15 protein-coding genes and 4 pseudogenes are annotated in these 17,675 nt (G+C 72.5%); 10 read left to right on the top strand and 9 right to left on the bottom strand.

All coding sequences use genetic code 11. The features are described 5' to 3' along the window. Window positions 1-319, top strand: a 319-nt coding sequence (locus IE330_RS33445; RefSeq protein ID WP_190139935.1) for a response regulator transcription factor, incomplete at its 5' end; no start/stop codon positions are given. A gap of 115 nt (window positions 320-434) precedes the next feature. Here the strand turns inward: IE330_RS33445 and IE330_RS33440 are convergent. Further along, window positions 435-1,271, bottom strand: a pseudogene (locus IE330_RS33440) (chitinase); the annotation flags it as partial. 612 nt (window positions 1,272-1,883) lie between these two features. Between IE330_RS33440 and IE330_RS33435 the strand changes: the two are divergent. Continuing rightward, entirely contained in the window at window positions 1,884-2,480 is a 597-nt protein-coding gene (locus IE330_RS33435) for a hypothetical protein (RefSeq protein ID WP_190139934.1), read from the top strand. A gap of 259 nt (window positions 2,481-2,739) precedes the next feature. Here IE330_RS33435 and IE330_RS33430 read toward each other — a convergent pair whose 3' ends face one another. Next, window positions 2,740-3,534 carry a TioE family transcriptional regulator gene (locus IE330_RS33430; RefSeq protein WP_190139933.1) on the bottom strand — a complete coding sequence of 265 codons (795 nt, stop codon included), beginning with the start codon at window positions 3,532-3,534 and terminating at the stop codon, window positions 2,740-2,742. A 58-nt stretch (window positions 3,535-3,592) separates the two neighbouring features. On the opposite strand from IE330_RS33430, the gene IE330_RS33425 reads away from it, so the two are divergent. After that, a complete protein-coding gene (locus IE330_RS33425) occupies window positions 3,593-4,795 on the top strand; it encodes an erythromycin esterase family protein (RefSeq protein WP_190139932.1) in 1,203 nt (400 codons plus the stop codon). Here the strand turns inward: IE330_RS33425 and IE330_RS33420 are convergent. Then, on the bottom strand, window positions 4,773-5,816 hold the full coding sequence (locus tag IE330_RS33420) for a winged helix-turn-helix domain-containing protein (protein ID WP_190139931.1): 1,044 nt from the start codon (window positions 5,814-5,816) through the stop codon (window positions 4,773-4,775). The genes IE330_RS33425 and IE330_RS33420 overlap by 23 nt on opposite strands. A 493-nt stretch (window positions 5,817-6,309) precedes the next feature. On the opposite strand from IE330_RS33420, the gene IE330_RS33415 reads away from it, so the two are divergent. After that, window positions 6,310-7,152, top strand: coding sequence for a hypothetical protein (locus IE330_RS33415; RefSeq protein WP_190139930.1), 843 nt, complete (start codon window positions 6,310-6,312; stop codon window positions 7,150-7,152). After that, window positions 7,149-7,631, top strand: a complete 483-nt coding sequence (locus tag IE330_RS33410; RefSeq protein ID WP_190139929.1) for a hypothetical protein — start codon at window positions 7,149-7,151, stop codon at window positions 7,629-7,631. Before IE330_RS33415 ends, IE330_RS33410 begins: the two co-directional genes overlap by 4 nt. 189 nt (window positions 7,632-7,820) lie before the next feature. On the opposite strand, the pseudogene IE330_RS33405 reads toward IE330_RS33410, so the two are convergent. The 4 genes and pseudogenes from IE330_RS33405 to IE330_RS33395 form a co-directional block, all read right to left on the bottom strand. Continuing rightward, window positions 7,821-8,404: pseudogene (locus tag IE330_RS33405) on the bottom strand (zinc-binding dehydrogenase); the annotation flags it as partial. A 46-nt stretch (window positions 8,405-8,450) separates the two neighbouring features. After that, window positions 8,451-8,546: pseudogene (locus tag IE330_RS39375) on the bottom strand (TetR/AcrR family transcriptional regulator); the annotation flags it as partial. 36 nt (window positions 8,547-8,582) lie between these two features. Beyond that, the gene (locus tag IE330_RS33400) at window positions 8,583-9,992 is read right to left on the bottom strand and encodes an FAD-dependent oxidoreductase (RefSeq protein WP_190139928.1); all 1,410 of its coding nucleotides are present in this window, start codon (window positions 9,990-9,992) and stop codon (window positions 8,583-8,585) included. 32 nt (window positions 9,993-10,024) lie between these two features. Beyond that, the gene (locus tag IE330_RS33395; protein WP_190139927.1) at window positions 10,025-11,203 is read right to left on the bottom strand and encodes a polysaccharide pyruvyl transferase family protein; all 1,179 of its coding nucleotides are present in this window, start codon (window positions 11,201-11,203) and stop codon (window positions 10,025-10,027) included. Between the two features lie 385 nt (window positions 11,204-11,588). Here IE330_RS33395 and IE330_RS33390 point away from each other — a divergent pair, with 385 nt between their 5' ends. Both IE330_RS33390 and IE330_RS33385 read left to right on the top strand, forming a co-directional pair. Further along, on the top strand, window positions 11,589-12,809 hold the full coding sequence (locus IE330_RS33390) for a type III polyketide synthase (RefSeq protein ID WP_190139926.1): 1,221 nt from the start codon (window positions 11,589-11,591) through the stop codon (window positions 12,807-12,809). Further along, on the top strand, window positions 12,806-13,378 hold the full coding sequence (locus tag IE330_RS33385; protein ID WP_190139925.1) for a cupin domain-containing protein: 573 nt from the start codon (window positions 12,806-12,808) through the stop codon (window positions 13,376-13,378). The genes IE330_RS33390 and IE330_RS33385 overlap by 4 nt, the downstream gene beginning before the upstream one ends. Here IE330_RS33385 and IE330_RS33380 read toward each other — a convergent pair. Continuing rightward, window positions 13,341-14,543: a cytochrome P450 gene (locus IE330_RS33380; protein WP_190139924.1), complete on the bottom strand. Its 1,203-nt coding sequence runs from the start codon at window positions 14,541-14,543 to the stop codon at window positions 13,341-13,343. The two genes, IE330_RS33385 and IE330_RS33380, sit on opposite strands and share 38 nt — an antisense overlap. Window positions 14,544-14,829: 286 nt before the next feature. On the opposite strand from IE330_RS33380, the gene IE330_RS33375 reads away from it, so the two are divergent. The 3 genes and pseudogenes from IE330_RS33375 (at window position 14,830) to IE330_RS33365 (ending at window position 17,269) form a co-directional block, all read left to right on the top strand. Then, window positions 14,830-15,531 carry a GNAT family N-acetyltransferase gene (locus IE330_RS33375; RefSeq protein WP_190139923.1) on the top strand — a complete coding sequence of 234 codons (702 nt, stop codon included), beginning with the start codon at window positions 14,830-14,832 and terminating at the stop codon, window positions 15,529-15,531. 166 nt (window positions 15,532-15,697) lie between these two features. Next, window positions 15,698-16,270, top strand: a complete 573-nt coding sequence (locus IE330_RS33370) for a DUF6328 family protein (RefSeq protein ID WP_190139922.1) — start codon at window positions 15,698-15,700, stop codon at window positions 16,268-16,270. Window positions 16,271-16,416: 146 nt separating this feature from the next. Next, window positions 16,417-17,269 (top strand): annotated as a pseudogene (locus IE330_RS33365) (IS5 family transposase). 109 nt (window positions 17,270-17,378) lie between these two features. Here the strand turns inward: IE330_RS33365 and IE330_RS39370 are convergent. Next, the coding region (locus IE330_RS39370) for a hypothetical protein (protein ID WP_229926108.1) at window positions 17,379-17,675 on the bottom strand (297 nt) is incomplete at its 5' end.

Genomic DNA, 17,675 nt, shown 5'->3' with positions numbered 1-17,675 from the left:
GGCGGAACTGGCCGCGGCGGCCGAGCGGTTCACCGAGCTCGGCGCCACGCGCGACGCGGCCCGGTGCCGCCGGGTGCTGCGCGGCCACAACGTCCCGCTGCCCTCCCGGCGCGGCCGCCGCGGCTACGGCGACCGGCTGTCCCCGAGGGAGAGCGAGGTGGCCCGCCTCGTGGCGCTCGGCCACACCAACCGGGAGATCGCCGAGGTGCTGTTCCTCTCCCCGCGCACCGTCGAGCAGCACGTCGCCAAGGTGCTGCGCAAGCTCCACGTCGGCTCACGGGCCGAGGTCGGCGGGCACGGGCTCGCGGCCACGCCGTGACGAGGCGGCGGCGCTCCCGGAGCGGAAGGGGAGCGCCGCCGCTGCTTTCCTCAGGGGGACGGGTCGGACGGTGAGCCGGGGCGCCCGCCGGGTGGGCGGCGGGCACCCCGCGCGGTCAGCCGGTGAAACCGGCGGTGATGGAGGTGAACTGCCAGGCGGGCCGGTCGCGGTTGACCGCCCAGAAGGACAACCGGCCGATGTGGTGGGCGTTGGCCCAGTCGCGGATCTGCGTCCAGATCTGCGGCGTGGTGTTCTCGCCCGTGTCGCTGGAGCCGTTCATGCCCGAGATGCCGATGTGGGCGTAGGCCTCGGCGTCGGACCACCCGTAGACGGCCTTGAGCTTGGCCTTCAGGCCCTCGGTCGCGCGGACGGTGTGGCCGTACATGTCGGCGTGGCCGCCGAAGTTGAACGGCATGATCGTGAAGTTGTCGATGTTCGCGTCGAGCGCCTTGGAGCGCTCGATGAGGCGGTTGCCCCAGGAGTTGGGACCGGTGTTGAGGGTCGGGAAGGTGAGGATGGTCCTGAGGCCCGGGTTGTTCTGCTTGACGATCTTCAGGGCGCCGAGGACGCGGTCCTGGACGGCGGGGCTCTCGAATTCGTCGGTGTTCTCGATGTCGACGTCGATCGCCTTGAGCCGGTAGGCGTCGATGACCTTCTGGTACGCGCCCGCCAAGGCCTGCGGGGTGGCGCAGTTGGGGCCGAGCTTGTTGCCGCTCCAGCCGCCGATCGAGGGGACGACGTCGCCTCCCGCCGCGCGGATCGATTTGATGGTGGTCTCGTCGACGCCGCCGGTGAGGGGGCGCTGGCTGTCCCAGGCGGGGTTGCAGCCGTTGCGGGCGAGGATGAACGCCATGGTGAACCACTTGATGCCGGAGGCCCGCATGACCTCGGTGGCGCTGGGCGGGTTGCCCCAGCCGAGGTAGAGGTAGGGCGCGGCCTGGACGAAGCCGGGTGCGCGCTTCGCCGGGGCGGCGGTCGGGGTCGGGTCGGCCGCCTGCGCCGGGGCGGTGAGGGCGGCGAAGGGGACGGCCAGGGAGACGAGCGCCGTCGCGGCTCGCCTGACGAAGCGTCTGCCGGTGGGGGATCTCAAGGGGACTCCCTCGAGTGTCGGGTCCGGATGGGGGGCCGGACGACGCGTACGTACGAGCTCGCCGTCCGTCGCACAGGCGCCCGCGCCGTCGGTCCGCGCGAAGCCGCTGACGCGAGAGGCACGCGCGCGTGACGTGCTGACGCGCGAGCCGCTGACGCGGCGGGAACCGATCGGGAGCCGATGGGGCAGGCGACAGCACGGACGCTATTGGCATGGACCAATCAAGTCAAGGTCTGGACCAATAATCGAGGAGGAGCGGCGCCCGCAGCCGCGGCGTGCCGTGCCGCCCCGCCACCCCCGCCCCCTTTTTCTGCGTACCCCTACCTACCGATACCCGGATTGTTCTCACCGCGCCGGTGCGTGAACTGTGGTACCGGACGGCGCAGTTGGCCCGTACCAAAGGGCGCGGCGTTCGACGGGGTTCGCGCCGGCACCCCCCACAACAGCCGGCACCCCCACAACAGGAGGAGAAGCATGCGCGGAAACCTGCTCCTGAGATGCCTCGTCGCCGTCGTGGTGACCGTGGCCGTCGGATTGCTCGGATCCGGGGCCCAAGCCGCGCCCACACCCCTGGACCGGCCCGCCGCGGCCGACGTCACGGCGGAGGGCCACGGCATCACGGCGGAGGAGCTCTCGGCGCTCGCGGCAGCGGGCCCCGAGGCCTTCGAACCCCCACCGGGCGGCTGGCCGGTGCCCTCCGACCGCAGCTACTACCTCACGGCGTCCTGTCGGTCGTACGCCGCGACCATCGCCCGGGGCGCGGCCGCCTGGGCCAACCTGGACGAGACCCCGAACAGGGGCACCCCGGTCGAGTGCAGGAACACCTACATCACCGACTGCGGCGGAGGCGGCCGGATCGTCGGCTGCAACTGGGGCCGCGGCCAGCGCATCGCGCTCTACATGGGCGGCGTCCGCGACCAGGCCCTGCTGGCCGCGCACGAGTTCGGCCACGACTGGTACGGCCACTCCGGCTACCAGTGCGCGGGCTGGACCAACCCGCAGCACGTCATGGCGCCCTCCATGTGCGGCTACGGGCCCGCGGGCACCGAGCACCCTGTCCGCATCGACTAGACCCCCGCTGGTACGGAGGTGATGCGCCCCGCCCGGTACGGAGGTGATCTGCCCCGCCTGCCGAGGAGGTGATCCGCCCCGCGTGCCACGGGGCGTGTCACTCCCACCACCACGGAGGTGGCACGCCCCGACCCCGGGCGCGTATGCCCACGAAGCCCTCCTCGACAGCACCTTCCCCTTGACCGGGCCGGCGGCGACTCCCTCGCCGCCGGCTCCGTCGATGCCCGGCAGGCGGCGCCCACCGGCCGACCCGCCCGGCTCACGGCCCGGGTGGCGTCTCCCGCAGGCGGAGGTACGCCTCCAGCTCGGCCGCCCCGGTCAGCATCGCCCGCCCCCGGGCGGCCAGCCGGCCGTGCCAGTCGCTCAGCGCGCCCTGCAGGGGTTCCAGTCCGCCGGCCGCCCGCACCTGGGCGACGAGCGGGGCGATCTGCTCCAGCAGATAGCCGCCCCGCCTGAGCTGGTGGACCAGCCGGGCGTCCCGTACGTCGGCCTCCTCGTAGAGGCGGTACCCGGTCCGGGGATCGCGGCGCGGGCACACCAGACCGGCGCGCTCCCACTTGCGCAGCGTCGCGGGCCGCACGCCCAGCGCGTCCGCGAGCGGCCCGATGAACGTGCCGCCGGGCCCGGGCTCCGCGACCACCCCGCCACCGAACCGGTCCCTGGCAGCGGAAGCGTGTGCCCTGCCGGACGCGCGCACCGTACCCGGCTCCAGATCGCGGAAGGCACTCTCCACGGCCCGCAGGGTGCGCCGGTCGTCGAGGAGCTGGGCGTGGCTCTCGTCGACGAGGCGGAACGCCTCGTCGGCCGCGCCCCGGTTCACCGCCCGCATGACCGACGCCGCACACCGGTGGCCGTGGCCGGGCACCAGGGCGACGAACGCGCGCAAGGCCGCCCCGTGCAGCGGGGTGTAGACGCGGTAGCCGTGGGGCGTGCGAGCGGCAGCCGGGAGGATGCCGGCCTCCTCGTAGTTCCGCACCGCCTGCGTGGACAGCCCGTGCGCACGCGCCAGGTCGACGGGCCGCAGCCGGTCTCGGCTTTGAAGCTTTCTGGGCACGTCGCGCACGCTATCGCGCCCAAGTCTCCATCAAAAGTTCAACGATAGCGTTGAAGGCATGGCTACCGACATCACGGACACCGTCCACGCCGCCGACGCCGCCGCGGTCATGGGGCTGCTCCCGTCCCGGCCCCGGCTGCTCGCCCTGGGCGAGCCCACCCACGGCGCGGAGGCCCTGCTGGAGCTGCGCAACGAGCTCTTCCGGCAGCTCGTGGAGCAGGAGGGCTTCCGGACCGTCGCGATCGAGAGCGACTGCCTGAGGGGTTTGGCCGTGGACGACTACGTCACCTCGGGTACGGGCACCCTGGACGACGCCGTGGAGCGGGGGATCAGTCACGGCTGGGGCGAATACGCGGGCAACCGCGAGCTCGTGCGCTGGATGCGCGCCCACAACCACGGCCGGCCGCCGTCCGAGCGGGTCCGCTTCGCCGGCTTCGACGGCCCGCTGGAGATCACCCACGCCGACAGCCCCCGGCGCCCCCTCACCGCGCTCCACGACTTCCTGGCAACTCGGGTGGATGCGGACCTGCTCCCGTGCGCCGCCGACACCCTCGACGGCCTGCTCGGCGACGACGACCGGTGGACCGACCCCGCCGCGATGACGGACCCGTCCCGGTCCGTGGGACGCTCGGCCGAGGCCGGGCGGCTGCGGCTGCTCGCCGACGACCTGGTGGCGCTGCTCGACCAGCAGACGCCGCACCTGCGCACGGTGTCCACGCCGGACGACCTGGACCGGGCGCACCTGTACGGGCGCACCGCGACCGGCCTGCTGCGCTACCACCACTGCATGGCCGACACCTCACCGTCCCGCATGCGGCGGCTGGTGGCCGCGCGGGACCAGATGATGGCTCACAACCTCCTCGCCCTCGCCGACCGGGGCCCGGCCCTCGTCCACGGGCACAACGCCCACTTCCAGCGGACGATGAGCGCGATGCGCATGGGCGGGGCGCCGGTGCGCTGGTGGAGCGCCGGCGCGCTGGTGAGCGCCCGGCTCGGCGAGCGGTACGCCTTCGTGGCCACGGCCCTCGGCACGCTCCGCCACCAGGGCGTGGACACACCCCCGCCGGACACCGTCGAAGGCCGCCTGTACGCCCTCCCGCAGACCCCCTGCGTCATCGACGCCCCCCGCCTGGCCACCACCCTCACCACCACCCCACCCAGGCCCCGCGAGTCCCCCTGGTTCGGCTACGCCCCCCTCGACCCGGCCCACTTGGCGGACCACGATGCCCTGGTCTTCGTCAGGGACGGTTCGCGGATCTAGATCCTGCATTGGTCTTGTTCGGTGCCTCGAGCAAGGAGACTCCGGCGGCGGTGAGCGAGTGCAGCACGGTGTTGCGTCGACGGGCCGAGGTGATCAGTCCTGCCTGGCGCAGGACGGTGGCGTGCTCGCTCGCGCTGGCCGGGGCCACACCTGTGCGACTGGCCAGTTCACGGGTGGTGACGCCGGGATGGTCAGCGATCACTGACAGAACGGCGGCTCGGGTACGGCCGAGCAGTTGGGACAGTGACTTGGGTGCGCCCGCGTTGCTCTGCCAGGTGACGGCAGCGGCTGGGGCCCCGTCGCTGTCGCCTGGAGAGGCGGGGTAGGCCAGGATGGGTTGTGGTTCTGCATAGGGGTTGATGACCGGCGCCTCTGCTCCGAACAACGTCGGTACGAGCAGCAGGCCGCGCCCTCGCAGATGTAGTTCGCCGTCGTATCCGTTGGTCACGATGAGCGAGAGCCGTGGTGGGTCCCACCGGATATGGCGCGGACTGAGCTCCGACAGCAACCGCTCCACGCCGCCGTCGAGCAGTGCCCTCATCCGTAAGGCTCTGTCGGCCGCGACGACGTCGGTCACCTGGCGCCAGTACGGAGCCAAAACCCGGTCGTGCACCTCACCCACACCTCGGTACAGACTCCGGAGGAGTTCGGGCTCCTGGCAGATTCTGGCTATCCAGCCGGGCAGACGCAGTCCTCGACGCTCGACGATGGCCGCCATCTCCTGTGCAAGGAGGCGTTCCGTGCCGGCTTGCTTGCGTTCAAGAAGTTCTTGCGGCTCACCAGGATCGGCCGGCAGTAGACAGGTCGGTGACCAATTCATGAAGGACACCAGGTCCAGCACCGTTCCGGCGCTCCGTGGCAGGTGCATGGACACCTCCCGCCGCCAGGCTCCGAAGCGCACCGGCTGGTTGCGCCGCCGCAGGACCCGCAGGGCCAGGTCCAACTCCAGCAGCGGCCCTGGAGCGCTGGCCACGCGGGTGCGAGTGAGGTCCTCGACAGTGAAGTGGATGCGATAGGCCATGTTCTCTCCTGTGTCGCAGAGTGCATACCCCCGCTGATCATCCGGAAATGTCGTTGTTCGGGCCAGGCCGAATCACGTCGTGTCACACCCCCGACGGCATAGAAGCTGAGTATGCGCGACAGCCGGTGAGCCGCGCATGACCGTACGAGAGGGCCGCAACCCAGGACACGGTTCTGTCACCACGCCGGTGTCCATCGGCGCTCTCGAAATCGCTCCGGGCCTCTTGTCTGACGGACAGCCAGGCCCTGCACGGCAGTGAGGGCCGAGTCGCCCGACAACGGGAGGACCGCTGGAATCCACCTGGGCAACACGGTGCCCCTGAACGCCGGTTGCATGTACACAGCAGACTCACGACCTACGGAGGCGTTCGATGCCCGTTCGGGTCTACGCCGCACACGCGGCAGCAGTGGGAGCGGTACTTGCCGCGACCGCCCTCACGGGCTGCGGCTCTCCGGAGCAGGACAACAGCCGGCGGCTTCGGGAGCTCACCCCCATGGAACAAGCGTTTGTCGAGCGTGCCGAGGAACAACTCATCGAGTCATGTATGGAGAGTAAGGGCTTTCGTTACTGGCCCGCGCGGGTCGACAGTGCAGAAGAGCGACAGGGTGGCGGATATGTGCAGCACGACGTCGCTTGGGCGCGGAAGTACGGCTACGAGAGAGAGTTCGACGTCCAGGCCGAGCGGGCTCGGCGCGCCGACCGGAACACCGCCTACGCTCGGGCGCTGACCCAACCCGAGCTGGTTCGGTACAACACGGCGCTCGACGGCAGCCCGGACGACGGTTTGATGAGCGTGGACCTGCCGGGCGGCGGCACTGTCCGTACCACGACCGGCGGTTGCCGCGCGACGGTCGCGGATCGGCTCTACGGCGACTTTCCGGCCTGGTTCCGCGCCCAAAAGATCGCTCGGAACCTGAGCGCCGTCTATGTGCCCGTCCTTGTGCAGGACACCCGCTTCAAGCGCGCGGTCGGTGCCTGGGCGCGCTGCATGAACAAAGCAGGGCATCCGTACGACACCCCTTTGGCGATCCGTGCCGCCCTGCCCCGCCTCACCCGTGATACCGGCCGAGCTGCCGCGCGGGCCCTGGAGGTGGAACTCGCTGTCGCGGAGGCCACCTGCGCTCGTTCTACTCCGTTGTTCCGCACGGCACGCAGCCTCGACCGCGAGTACCGGAGAGAGAAGCTCGCGCCGTATCGCGCCGACATCACGTCCTACCGGCGCATGAACCTCACCGCTCTCGCCCATGCCAAAGCCGTCATGGGCCCACGCAGCCACCGTCCAGCGCGACCACTGAGTTCACCTGAAGAAAACCACAAGAAAGGGACCTACCCATGAAGCGCAAGATGCCTGTCCTCCTGGCAGCCCTCGCCCTCGCGGGCCTCGGGGCGGCCGTACCGGCGGCCGCCGCACAGGCGGCCCCGAGCCGAGAGGCTCTGGACACTAGCTGCCGTGCCGCCTGGTCGCACACTGCTCCCGGCAACATGGCCGCCTACCCGCACTCCAACTGCCGTGGCTACTTGGGCTCGACGGGAAGCTGGGACTCCGACTGGGGGAACAACTCCGGCCCCTTCCGCGGCGGTGACACCAACCAGGCCAGCGCTGTCCTGAACAAGGGCACCAGCGGTATGGCAGTCGCGGTCTACAACGGCACCGGCACCGACTGGGGCGGTGGCTACGCCTGCCTCGCCCGCAGTGAGTCCTATGCCAGCAACCTGAACGACGACCGCTTCCACAACGGGGTCTCTGCCAACGACGCCATCAGCTCCCACCGGTGGGTCCGCAACGCCCAGTGCTACGGTCACTGGCTGCGGTGATCTGACACCGCTCACACCCCACCGTGCCCGGGACCTCATGGTCCCGGGCACCTTACACCTTGCCGCTTCGTGGGGAGCCGTTTATGTCTCCGCGCGCACCGTCATGGTGGGTCGTCCTCCGTGGGCCCAAGTGTCTGCGACATGTCTGGGCGTCCCAGACGGCGTCGACCCGTACGCGCGGGCGACAGCTCACACCACGATCACCCGCCGCCCCCGCGCATGCCCCGCCCGGCTGTCGACGTGGGCCGCCGGGACCTCCGCGAGGGGTACGACTGCTCGACCGGGATGTGGAGCTTTCCCCGGGTGACGAGGTCGGTGGCCTCGGCCAGGGCGTCGGGCATGCTTCCGGCCGCGCCGAAGAAGGAGAAGCGGACGCCGTGGTCGGGCGCGCCGAGGTCCGCTATGGAGAACACCTTGCACGGGTCCCCGGTCAGCTCGACGAGGTCGCGGAGCACGCCCGCGCCGGCCATGTCGAGCGCCGCGTCCACCCGGCCGAGGCGCCGCACCCGCTCGGCCCAGCCCTCACCGTACGTTGTGGCGAGGGCGCCCAGGCGGCGCAGGCAGTCCTGGTTCGCGGCCCCGGCCGTACCCATCACGGTGACGCCGCGCTCACGGGCGATCTGCAGCACCGCCGAGCCGACCCCGCCCGAGGCGCCGCTGACCAAGAGCGTCTGCCCGGGGCGGACGCCGACCTCGCGGAGGACGCGCAGCGCCGTCTCCACCACGGAGGGGTAGCGGGTCGCCTCCTCGAACGTCAGCCCCTCGGGCATCCGCGTCGCCGTACGGGCGGCGGGGGGTGAAACCCGTCGACTGGATTGCGGACGTGCAGTGCCGCACCAGAGCCTGGACCTCGCGGCGCAGCGCGGGCATGAGCGGCTCGTGCGGGCCCCGGACGGTGACCGCCCGCGCGAAGCGGGCCCGGAGCCCGCGGGGAATGGGGGCCGGCCGGCCTCACCGGAGGCTGGCGCCCTGCGCGCGCAGCTCCCGCTGGACCGCGCCCGCCGGGATGTCGCGGGGGCGCCTGCCCCGGGTCGCGGCGAGCGCCGCGCAGACGCCCGCGGCCTGCCCGGTGGCCATCGAGATCGGCATGACCCGGTAGGACGAGTGCGCCACGTGGTCGCCGGAGATGCACCGGCCCGCGACCAGGACCCGGTCCACGCCGCGGGGGAGGAGACAGCGCAGGGGGATGTCGTAGGACTCGCCGCGCGGCAGCCGCTTGAGCGTGGTGCCGCGCCCGCTCGGGTTGTGGATGTCCACCGGGTAGGCGCCGCGGGCGACGGCGTCGTCGAACGTGCGGGCCGTCAGCACGTCCTCGCCCGTCAACAGGTACTCGCCCGTGATCCGGCGCGTCTCCCGGACCCCGACCTGCACCCCGCTCTGCACCGCGTACGAGTCGGCGAAACCCGGCACGCGCTCGCGCAGGAAGCGCGCGATCTGCGCCATCTGGCGGTGGGCGGCGAACTCGGCGCGGGTGAGGTCCCAGACACTGGTGCCGAGCACCTCGGTGACACGGGTGGAGTTGACCGCGACCTCACCGTCGTTCGGGGTGGCGAAGAAGAGCATGTCCTCGCGCGGCAGGTCCAGTTCACCGGCGTCGGTGGCGGCGCGGATCAGGTCCCACAGGCCGTGCACGCCCTTCCACTGGTCCGGGTGGGCGCGGGCGTAGGCGGCGAACTCCTCGTGGTCGAAGCGGACCATGCGGAACATCAGCGTCATGGGCTGCGTCCAGCCGTCCTCCGGCCGCCCGATGTCGTACGCGGCCCCGGCCGCCGCGGCGATGTCGCCGTCCCCGGTGCAGTCCACGATCACGTCCGCGTCGATGACGACGGGCCCCGACTTGGTCTCGAACACCGCCCGCGCGCGGTCGGGCAGGGCGACGACCCCGGAGGCGAAGGCGTGCAGCAGCGTGCGCACCTCGTGGGTCTCGAGCAGCTCGTACACCACCAGCTTGAACAGCTCGGCGTCGAACGGCACCGTGTAGCCGGTGTCGAGCGAGGGGCGGATCGCCGCCCCCGCGCGCACCAGGTGGTCGAGCAGCACCCACAGCACGCCGCCGACGACCGGCTCGCCCTCGCCGTGGTCGGGCGGCAGCAGGCGCGCGGCGTCACCGGCGACGGCCTGCTTGACCTCGTTGTGGAAGCTCATCAAGGGCATGACCAGCGCGGCGGTGGCGTTGCCGCCGAGGAACCCGTACCGCTCGACGAGGGCCACCTCGGCCCCCGCGTTCGCGGCGCCGAGGGCCGCCCCGATGCCGGCCGGGCCGCCGCCGACCACCAGCACCTGGGTGGTCCCCGCGTGCAGTGCCCGGCGCGGGGGCAGCTCCACGCTGCGGGGGACGCGGGGTGGCAGCAGATGGGACACGGTTCCTCCCGGGGAGAGCCGCGCCGGCGGGGTCAGCCGGGCGCGGGGGTGACGGTCGACGCGGCGCGGTCACGGTCGACGAGGGGACGGGGCGCGGTGCCGTCGAGGCAGGCGAGGAGGCGGTCCGCGGTCCGCGCCGCCCGCAGCCGCATCGACGTCAGCCGGGCGGACGTGCGCAGCGCCCGCGCGGGCCGCTCGTCCCACAGGCGGTCCACCTCCGCGAGGAGCAGGCCCGTGTTCTCCCGGACCACGCCGCGCAGCGCGGGGGCGCCGACCTGCTGGGCGAAGTCGAAGACCTTGCCCGCGTAGGGCAGCGGCAGCAGCGGGACGCCCGCGAGCGCGGCGAAGACCAGGAAGTGCAGCCGCATGCCGATGGCCAGGTCGAGCCGCGCGACGATGTCGAGGACCTGCTGCGGACGGTAGGCGCCGTGCAGCACCGTGCAGCGGTCGGCGTCCGCCATGCGGGAGACCACCGCGTGCGCGTGCCGGATGTCGTCGCGCTCCATCGGTACGAAGACGACGTGCGCGTCCAGGCGGTGGACGAGGAAGTCGCCCACGTCGGCGAGGAGTTGGTGGTAACCCTCCTCGTCGAGGTGCTCGGCGGCGCGGCCGGGCTCCCGCACGCTCATCCCCACCAGCCTCGCCCCCCGCGGCACCGCCTCGGCCCGCAGCAGCTCCCCGCCGCCGTCACCGGGCTCGAGGAGCAGCGCCGGATCGGCCGTGACCGTGACCGGCCGGGTCAGCCCGGCCTCCTCCAGGACCAGCTTCGACTCCTCGTCGCGCACCGTCACCTCGACCGCGTCGGAGAGCGTCGTACGCACCCACGCGCAGTCCGCCTCGTCGGTGAGCGGGCCGGCGCCGACGGCGTAGGTGAACACGGGCACGCCGAGGTCCTGGGCGGTCCGGGCCAGCCGCAGGTAGCGGCGTGCCTCGGTGTCGTAGAGGATCCCGCCGCCGCCGAGCACGAGCAGGGTGAGGCGGCGCAGGTGCTCCGAGATCCGCTCCCGGCACACGCCCTCCCAGCCGGTCACCTCGACGTCCGGATGGGCGCGGCGGCTGTGCTCGGGGTCCCGGGAGAACAGCAGGACGCGCACGTCCGGGCGCTCCGCCCGGACGCGGTCGAGGAGGGCCGTGAGGATCGCCTCGTCGCCCACGTTCCGCCCCCCGTAGGAGCCCAGCACCCCCACGGTCACATCGCTTCGCTCATCCATGATCGGCCCCCTGGCGTGGTCCACCGGGCTGACGTGGCACGAGGCCGAGCCCGTGACTCGTCCTCGGACCGGCTCCGACCTGCCGCGGAGCCCCGGACCGCCGCACGGCTCGCGTCAGGCCACGTCGTTTTGTGCGCATCTACACCAGTTCACCCCAAGGTGGGGCCTGGCGCCTCCCGGGCCGGGGGAGGGGCGCGGGGCCGCAGTCCACACGGCGTGTCACGGCGGTCGGCAGGGACGGGACGGCCCTCATGGCATGGCGTACACGACATGTCCGGAAACAGGCGGTTCCTGTGTGTCGGTCCGGTCGTTGGGCATGCCGGGCGTGGTCGCAAGCGCCCGCCCGGCACTCTGCGGTCCGGGCGTGTTGAGCGGAAGGCGCGTCATGGCCATCTTGTGCAAGCCCGCGGTGTCCGTTCCGGACCATGTGATCACCCTGGAGGAGACCCTCGCCCTGGCCCGGACGCGCCACGCGGACCACCCGCGGCTGCCGCTCGCCCTGCGGCTCATCGAGAACACCGGCGTCCGCACCCGCCGCCTGGTGCGGCCCCTGGCCGAGACGCTGGAACACCCCGGGTTCGCGGTGCGCAACAAGGTCTACGAGTCCGAGGCGAAGGCCCGCGTACCGCGCGTCGTGGGGGAGGCGCTCGACCACGGCGGACTGGCCCCCGACGACATCGACCTGCTCGTGTACGTCTCCTGCACCGGCTTCATAATGCCGTCGCTGACGGCGTGGCTGATCAACACCATGGGGTTCAGGCCCACCACGCGACAGTTGCCCATCGCCCAGCTCGGCTGCGCCGCCGGTGCCGCGGCCGTCAACCGGGCGCACGACTTCTGCGCGGCGTACCCGGACCGCAACGCGCTCGTCGTGGCCTGCGAGTTCTGCTCCCTGTGCTACCAGCCGACGGACCTGGAGGTCGGCTCCCTGCTCTCCAACGGCCTGTTCGGCGACGGCGTGGCCGCCGCGGTCGTGCGCGGCACGGGCGGGCACGGCATCCGCCTGGAGCGCAACGGCTCCTACCTCGTTCCGGACACCGAGGGCTGGATCGCCTACGACGTCCGCGCCACCGGCTTCCACTTCCTGCTCGACCGGCGCGTGCCCGGCACGATGGAGTTCGTCGCCCCTGCCCTGCGCGACCTGACCGACGGGCACGGCTGGGAGGCGGGCGCCCTCGACTTCCTCATCGTCCACGCGGGCGGACCGCGCATCCTCGACGACCTGTGCCGCTTCCTCGGGGTGCCGCCGGGCAAGTTCCGCTTCAGCCGCGCCACGCTCACCGAGTACGGCAACATCGCCAGCGCCGCCGTCCTGGACGCGGTACGCCGCTTCTTCGACGCGGGCGGCGCGACCGAGCGGGCGCGCGGGCTCATCGCGGGGTTCGGCCCCGGCATCACGGCCGAGATGACCCTCGGCCGCTGGACCGAGGGCGGCACCCCAGGCACCTCGGACGCGCAAGAAGTGAAAGAAGCGCAAGACGCGCAACACGCCCAGGACGCCCGGGGCGCGGCGGGCGCCGTCCCGCGCGTGCCCCTGCCGACTCCCGCGCCGCCCGGCGTCGCCCGGCCGCCCCTGCCCTCCGCACCCGAGCAGGAGACCCGATGACCGCGCTTCCCCCGCGCGAAGGCCTCGTCGTGCCCCCCGGCGGGGGCCGTACGGTCGTCACGCCCGCCCAGCAGGTGACGTTCAAGGTGACCGGCGCGCACGCCCGCGCCGCGTCCAGCTTCGAGGTCGTGGTGCCGCCCGGCTTCGACGTCGGGGCCCATGTGCACCGCCGCAGCGAGGAGCTGTTCTACGTCCTGGAGGGCGAGCTCGACGTGCTCGCCTTCGAGCCGCGCGTCCGCACGCCGGACGGCTGGGGCACCTGGGAGTCGGCGTCCGGCAGGTGCGTGGCGCGGGCGACGCCGGGCACGGTCATCGTCGTACCGCCGGGCTGCCCGCACGCGTTCGCCAACCCCACGGACACCCCGGCCAGGATGTTCTTCCAGTCGTCGCCGCCGCCCGACCACGAGCGGTACTTCGACGAACTCCTGGAACTCCTGGCGGCGGGCGGCCCCCCGGACGAGGCGGCCGTCGCCGCCCTGCGCGCCCGGTACGACATCGAGCAGCTCACGCCGCTGCGCCACGGCGCGTCGGTCACCAGCGCACCGGGAGTGCCTCCGGCCCGCGGATGAGCACGCGCGTCTGCCACGGCACCTCCGCCACGGGCACCGCGAGGCGCAGCGACGGCAGCCGCTCGGTGAGCCCGGCCAGCAGCACCTCCGCCTCCACCTGCGCCAGCAGCGGGCCGACGCAGAAGTGCGGCCCGTGCCCGAAGGCGAGGTGCGGCGGGCCCTGGCGGTCGAAGTCGATGCGCCCGGGGTCCGGGTAGACGCGCGCGTCCCAGTTGGCGGCCACGTACGACACGTACACGTACTCGCCCTCGCGGATCACCTCGCCGCCCACGACGACGTCCTCGGTGGCGACCCGGGGCTGCCCCACGCCGTGCTTGTGGGGCACCCACCGGAACAGCTCGGTCACCGCCCTCGGGACCGTCTCCGGCTCGGCGCACAGCCGCTCCCACAGGCCGTCCGACGTCAGCAGCGCGTACACCATGTTGGCGGTGTTGTTGCTCACCGCGTGCCACCCGTTGAGGCCGATCAGCGTGGCGAGCGCCAGCAGCTCCTCCTCGTCGATCGTGCCCCGGTCGACGGCCCGGACCAGCAGCGTCATGACGTCGTCACCGGGGTCGGCGCGCCGCGCCCCGGCCAGCTCCCGGAAGTAGGCGCGGGCGTCCTGCTTGACTCCCTCGGCGCGCCGGGCCGCCGCCTCGTCCGACGCCCGTGTCAGGAGGGTCGTCGCCCAGTCGCGCACCTGGAGCCGGTCGGCCTCCGGGATGCCGAGGACCAGGCCGATCACGTCGAGCGGGAAGGGCGAGGTGACGTGGTGGACGAGGTCGGCCGGCGGCCCCTGTCCGACCAGCCGGTCGAGGCGGGCGTCGAGCACGGCCCGCACCCGGGACCGCAGGCGCTCCAGGGCGGGACGGCTGAACGCGGGCGCGACGACCGACCTGACCCGGGCGTGCTCCGGCGGGTCGACGAAGCTGACGGCCCGGTCCAGCGGGATGAAGTGCCGGGTCATCTTCGGGATCGGCCGGCCCACGATGTCCCGGCTGAAGCGGGGGTCCGACGTCACCGCGCGCACCAGCTCGTACTGGGTCACCAGCCAGCAGTCGCCCTCGCCGTGCGGCAGCCGGATGCGGCGCACCGGATGCGCGTCCACCGAGGCACGCAGGAACGGGTCGAAGTCGAGCGCCGGAAGGTCGTCGACGCGGTAGAGGGGAACGGATCCGCGGTGCACTGGCGTCCTCCTGGAACGGGCCGTTCGGCCTTGACGGACCCTTGGACCTTGCCCAGCGCCCACCCCCGTACACCGGCCTGCCCCACCTCGTACGAGTGACGTCGTACGACCGCGGGCCGAGGCCCGGCCACCCGGCGGCGGCGCACGCCCTGGGCACCGGGCGCTCCACGGGCGGCACCCGGTGCGCGCACCGCCCGGGGGAGCGGGGCCGGGGCGTACACACGGCTGAGCCGCGCCGCCGACCCCCGCGACCGCTCAGTCGTACCGGGATGCGAGGATCGCACGCGTGAACCGTGATGCCGCCGTGCTCGACAACCCCGTGGCCGAGTCGCTGCTCGGACGCCACGCCCACCTCGCCCGACGGATCGGGCGGGCAGCCACCTACGAGTCGGGCGTGTCGACCTTCTGCGCGCTGCCGACCGAGCCCGCCCCGGCGGACTGGGCCGACCTCGCGCGGCTGCTCGGCAGCGGCGGCTTCGCCGACATGTTCAGCAACACGGCCGCACCGCCGCCCGGTTGGGAGCCCGTGTTCGTCCTCGAAGGGCGGCAGATGATCTGGCCCGACGGGCACCGGCCCGGCGACCCGCAGCCGGACGCCGGTGCCGCGGTGGTGGAACTCGGCCCGGACGACGTGCCGCAGATGCTCGACCTCGTCGCGCGGGCCGAACCCGGCCCCTTCGGGAAGCGCACCCGCGAACTCGGCACCTACCTCGGTGTCCGCGTCGACGGCCGCCTGGTCGCCATGGCCGGCGAGCGGCTGCGGCCCCCGGGCTGGACCGAGATCAGCGCCGTGTGCACCGACCCGGAGGCCCGCGGCCGGGGACATGCCGCCCGCCTGCTGCGCGCCCTGGTCAGCCGTGTCCTCGCCCGGGGCGAACGGCCCTTCCTGCACGTGGCCGAGGCGAACACCGGAGCCATCGCCCTCTACGAACGGCTCGGGTTCGACACCCGCAAGCCGGTGACCTTCCAGGGCTTCCGCACCCCATGATCCCGACGCGCTGCGGGCAGCCGCCCCCGCCGCGTCGACGCCTCTCACACCTGCCGGACAGCGGGCCGCGCAGCGGCTTCCTGTGGGCCGGACCACGGCTTTCACGTGCGACGACGTAAATCCGCGACGAGCGGGCATGCGAACCACCTCAGATGAGGAGGCTGCCATGACCATGACGGAACAGTCGACGCCGCGCGCATCACAGCACACCTGCCCCTCCTGCGCCGCGCCCGTCCCGTCCGCGGACGACGAGACACAGGAGTCGCCGCAGGAGCGGGTGAACCGCAGATGGAACGAGATCCTGCAGGAGACGCGGGTCGCACAGACCGGCGTGCAGATCCTCTTCGGCTTCCTGCTCAGCGTGGCGTTCACGCCGTACTTCCACTCGCTGGAGACCTTCGACCACGTCGTCTACGTCACCACCGTCATCCTCGGGGCCTCCGGCACCGGGGCGCTCATCGCGCCGGTGTCCCTGCACCGCTTCCTGTCCGGGCAGCGCATGAAGGACGACATCATCGCGATCGCGAGCCGCCTCATGGTCTGCGGCATGGTGCTGCTGGCGCTGACCATCGGCGGCACCCTGCTGCTGCTCCTGCACGTGGTGGTGCCGGGCCTCCTCGCCGAACTGCTCGTCGGCAGCGTCATGCTGTGGTTCGCCCTGTGCTGGTACGGCCTGCCGGTCTGGCTCCGCCGACGGTCCGCCCGCCGTGGGCGGCGGTCCGCCGGGGAGCGTTCCTGACGGCGGTCCTTGAGGCAGGGGCGGGCGGTGCGCGGGCGGCGGCCCGGCGGGCGGGTGCGGTTCGGCAGCCTCTCGATCGAGAGGGGGCGGCCGTGGCCGGGTGCGCTACAGCGTGTCTCTTTGGTGGGCGCATCAGTTGATCGGGTGTGTCTGTCCGATTAGTGATCGCTGATGCGATGTGGGACCGGATCGAGCCGCTGATGCCGGCTGATCCGGTCCGCGGACGGCGGTGGGCCGACCACCGCCGTACGCTCGAGGCCATCGCGTGGAAGTACCGCACCAACTCGCCCAGGCGGAACCTGCCCGACGAGCTCGGCTCGTTCCAGACCGCTCACAAACGGCTGATCAGGTGGGCCGTTGACGGCACGTGGGAACAGATCCTCGCCGCCGTACTCGCGGCAGCCGATGCCGTCGACGACATCGGCTGGACCGTGTCGCTCGACTCCACCATTGTGCGGGCCCACCAGCACGCCGCCGGAGCCCTCAAGAGGGGGCCGAAGGCGAGCCGACCGATCACGCACGGGGACGTTCCCGGGGCGGGCTGAGCACGAAGACCCACCTGGCCGCAGACAGCCATGCACGGCCCCTGGCTGTGACCGTCAGAGCGGGCCAGGCCGGTGACGCGCCCGCCTTCGAGGCGGTCATGGCCCGCATCCGCGTGCCAAGAAGCGGCCCCGGTCGGCCCCGAACCCCCCGGCCATGGTCCTGGCCGACCGCGCCTACTCATCGCACGCCATCCGCGGCCACCTGCGCCGTCGGCAGATCCGCGCGGTCATCCCGCAGCCATCCGACCAGATCGGCCACCGTCTGCGGCGAGGCCCCCAAGGCGGACGCCCACCTACCTTCGACGCGGATGCCTACAAGCAGCGCAACACCGTCGAGCGGTGCATCAACCGCTTCAAGCAGTGGCGCGGCCTGGCCACCCGAACCGACAAGCTCGCCATCGCCTACCAGGCCGCACTGCACCTCGCCGCCATCCTCATATGGGCCCGACGCTGACCGCAGATACAGAACCTAGGGGAAGCCGGTGGGCTTCGGGGCGCCGCGCGGGGCGGGATGCCTTCGACCAGTTTGGGAGCTGGAGAGCGGTGACCGGATCAGGTCCCTGCTACGACACCGTTGGTGAGGTCCTCGTCAGGATTGCAGTTCCAGGAGCTTCTGCTGGGCCTGTGCCAGTTTCGGTCCATACGTGGTCGATAGCCCTGTCTTGGAGATCAGGGTTGCCCCACAGGTTTTGGGCGATGGAGACTGCCGCGTGGACGGACCGGTGTGCGAGCGCGTGGTCGTCGGGGTTCTCCTGCCGGAGTTTCCGGAAGAGGCCAAGAGACTCCTCGCCCACCGCGACTGCCTCCTGGTATCGCTGTTTGTGGGCGAGGAAGGCGCATGTGGGCCATGCGGTCCACTC

Source organism: Streptomyces longispororuber, assembly GCF_014656095.1.
Classification (GTDB): Bacteria; Actinomycetota; Actinomycetes; order Streptomycetales; family Streptomycetaceae; genus Streptomyces; species Streptomyces longispororuber.
This window is presented reverse-complemented; position numbering and strand designations above follow the sequence as displayed.

Excerpts from the sequence above, each read along its gene's own strand:
- IE330_RS33425 (WP_190139932.1), top strand. The coding sequence starts at position 3,593 with ATGGCTACCGACATCACGGACACCGTCCACGCCGCCGACGCCGCCGCG.
- IE330_RS33385 (WP_190139925.1), top strand. The coding sequence starts at position 12,806 with ATGACCGCGCTTCCCCCGCGCGAAGGCCTCGTCGTGCCCCCCGGCGGG.
- IE330_RS33410 (WP_190139929.1), top strand. The coding sequence starts at position 7,149 with ATGAAGCGCAAGATGCCTGTCCTCCTGGCAGCCCTCGCCCTCGCGGGC.
- IE330_RS33415 (WP_190139930.1), top strand. The coding sequence starts at position 6,310 with ATGGAACAAGCGTTTGTCGAGCGTGCCGAGGAACAACTCATCGAGTCA.
- IE330_RS33390 (WP_190139926.1), top strand. The coding sequence starts at position 11,589 with ATGGCCATCTTGTGCAAGCCCGCGGTGTCCGTTCCGGACCATGTGATC.
- IE330_RS33435 (WP_190139934.1), top strand. The coding sequence starts at position 1,884 with ATGCGCGGAAACCTGCTCCTGAGATGCCTCGTCGCCGTCGTGGTGACC.
- IE330_RS33420 (WP_190139931.1), bottom strand. The coding sequence starts at position 5,816 with ATGGCCTATCGCATCCACTTCACTGTCGAGGACCTCACTCGCACCCGC.
- IE330_RS33370 (WP_190139922.1), top strand. The coding sequence starts at position 15,698 with ATGACCATGACGGAACAGTCGACGCCGCGCGCATCACAGCACACCTGC.
- IE330_RS33395 (WP_190139927.1), bottom strand. The coding sequence starts at position 11,203 with ATGGATGAGCGAAGCGATGTGACCGTGGGGGTGCTGGGCTCCTACGGG.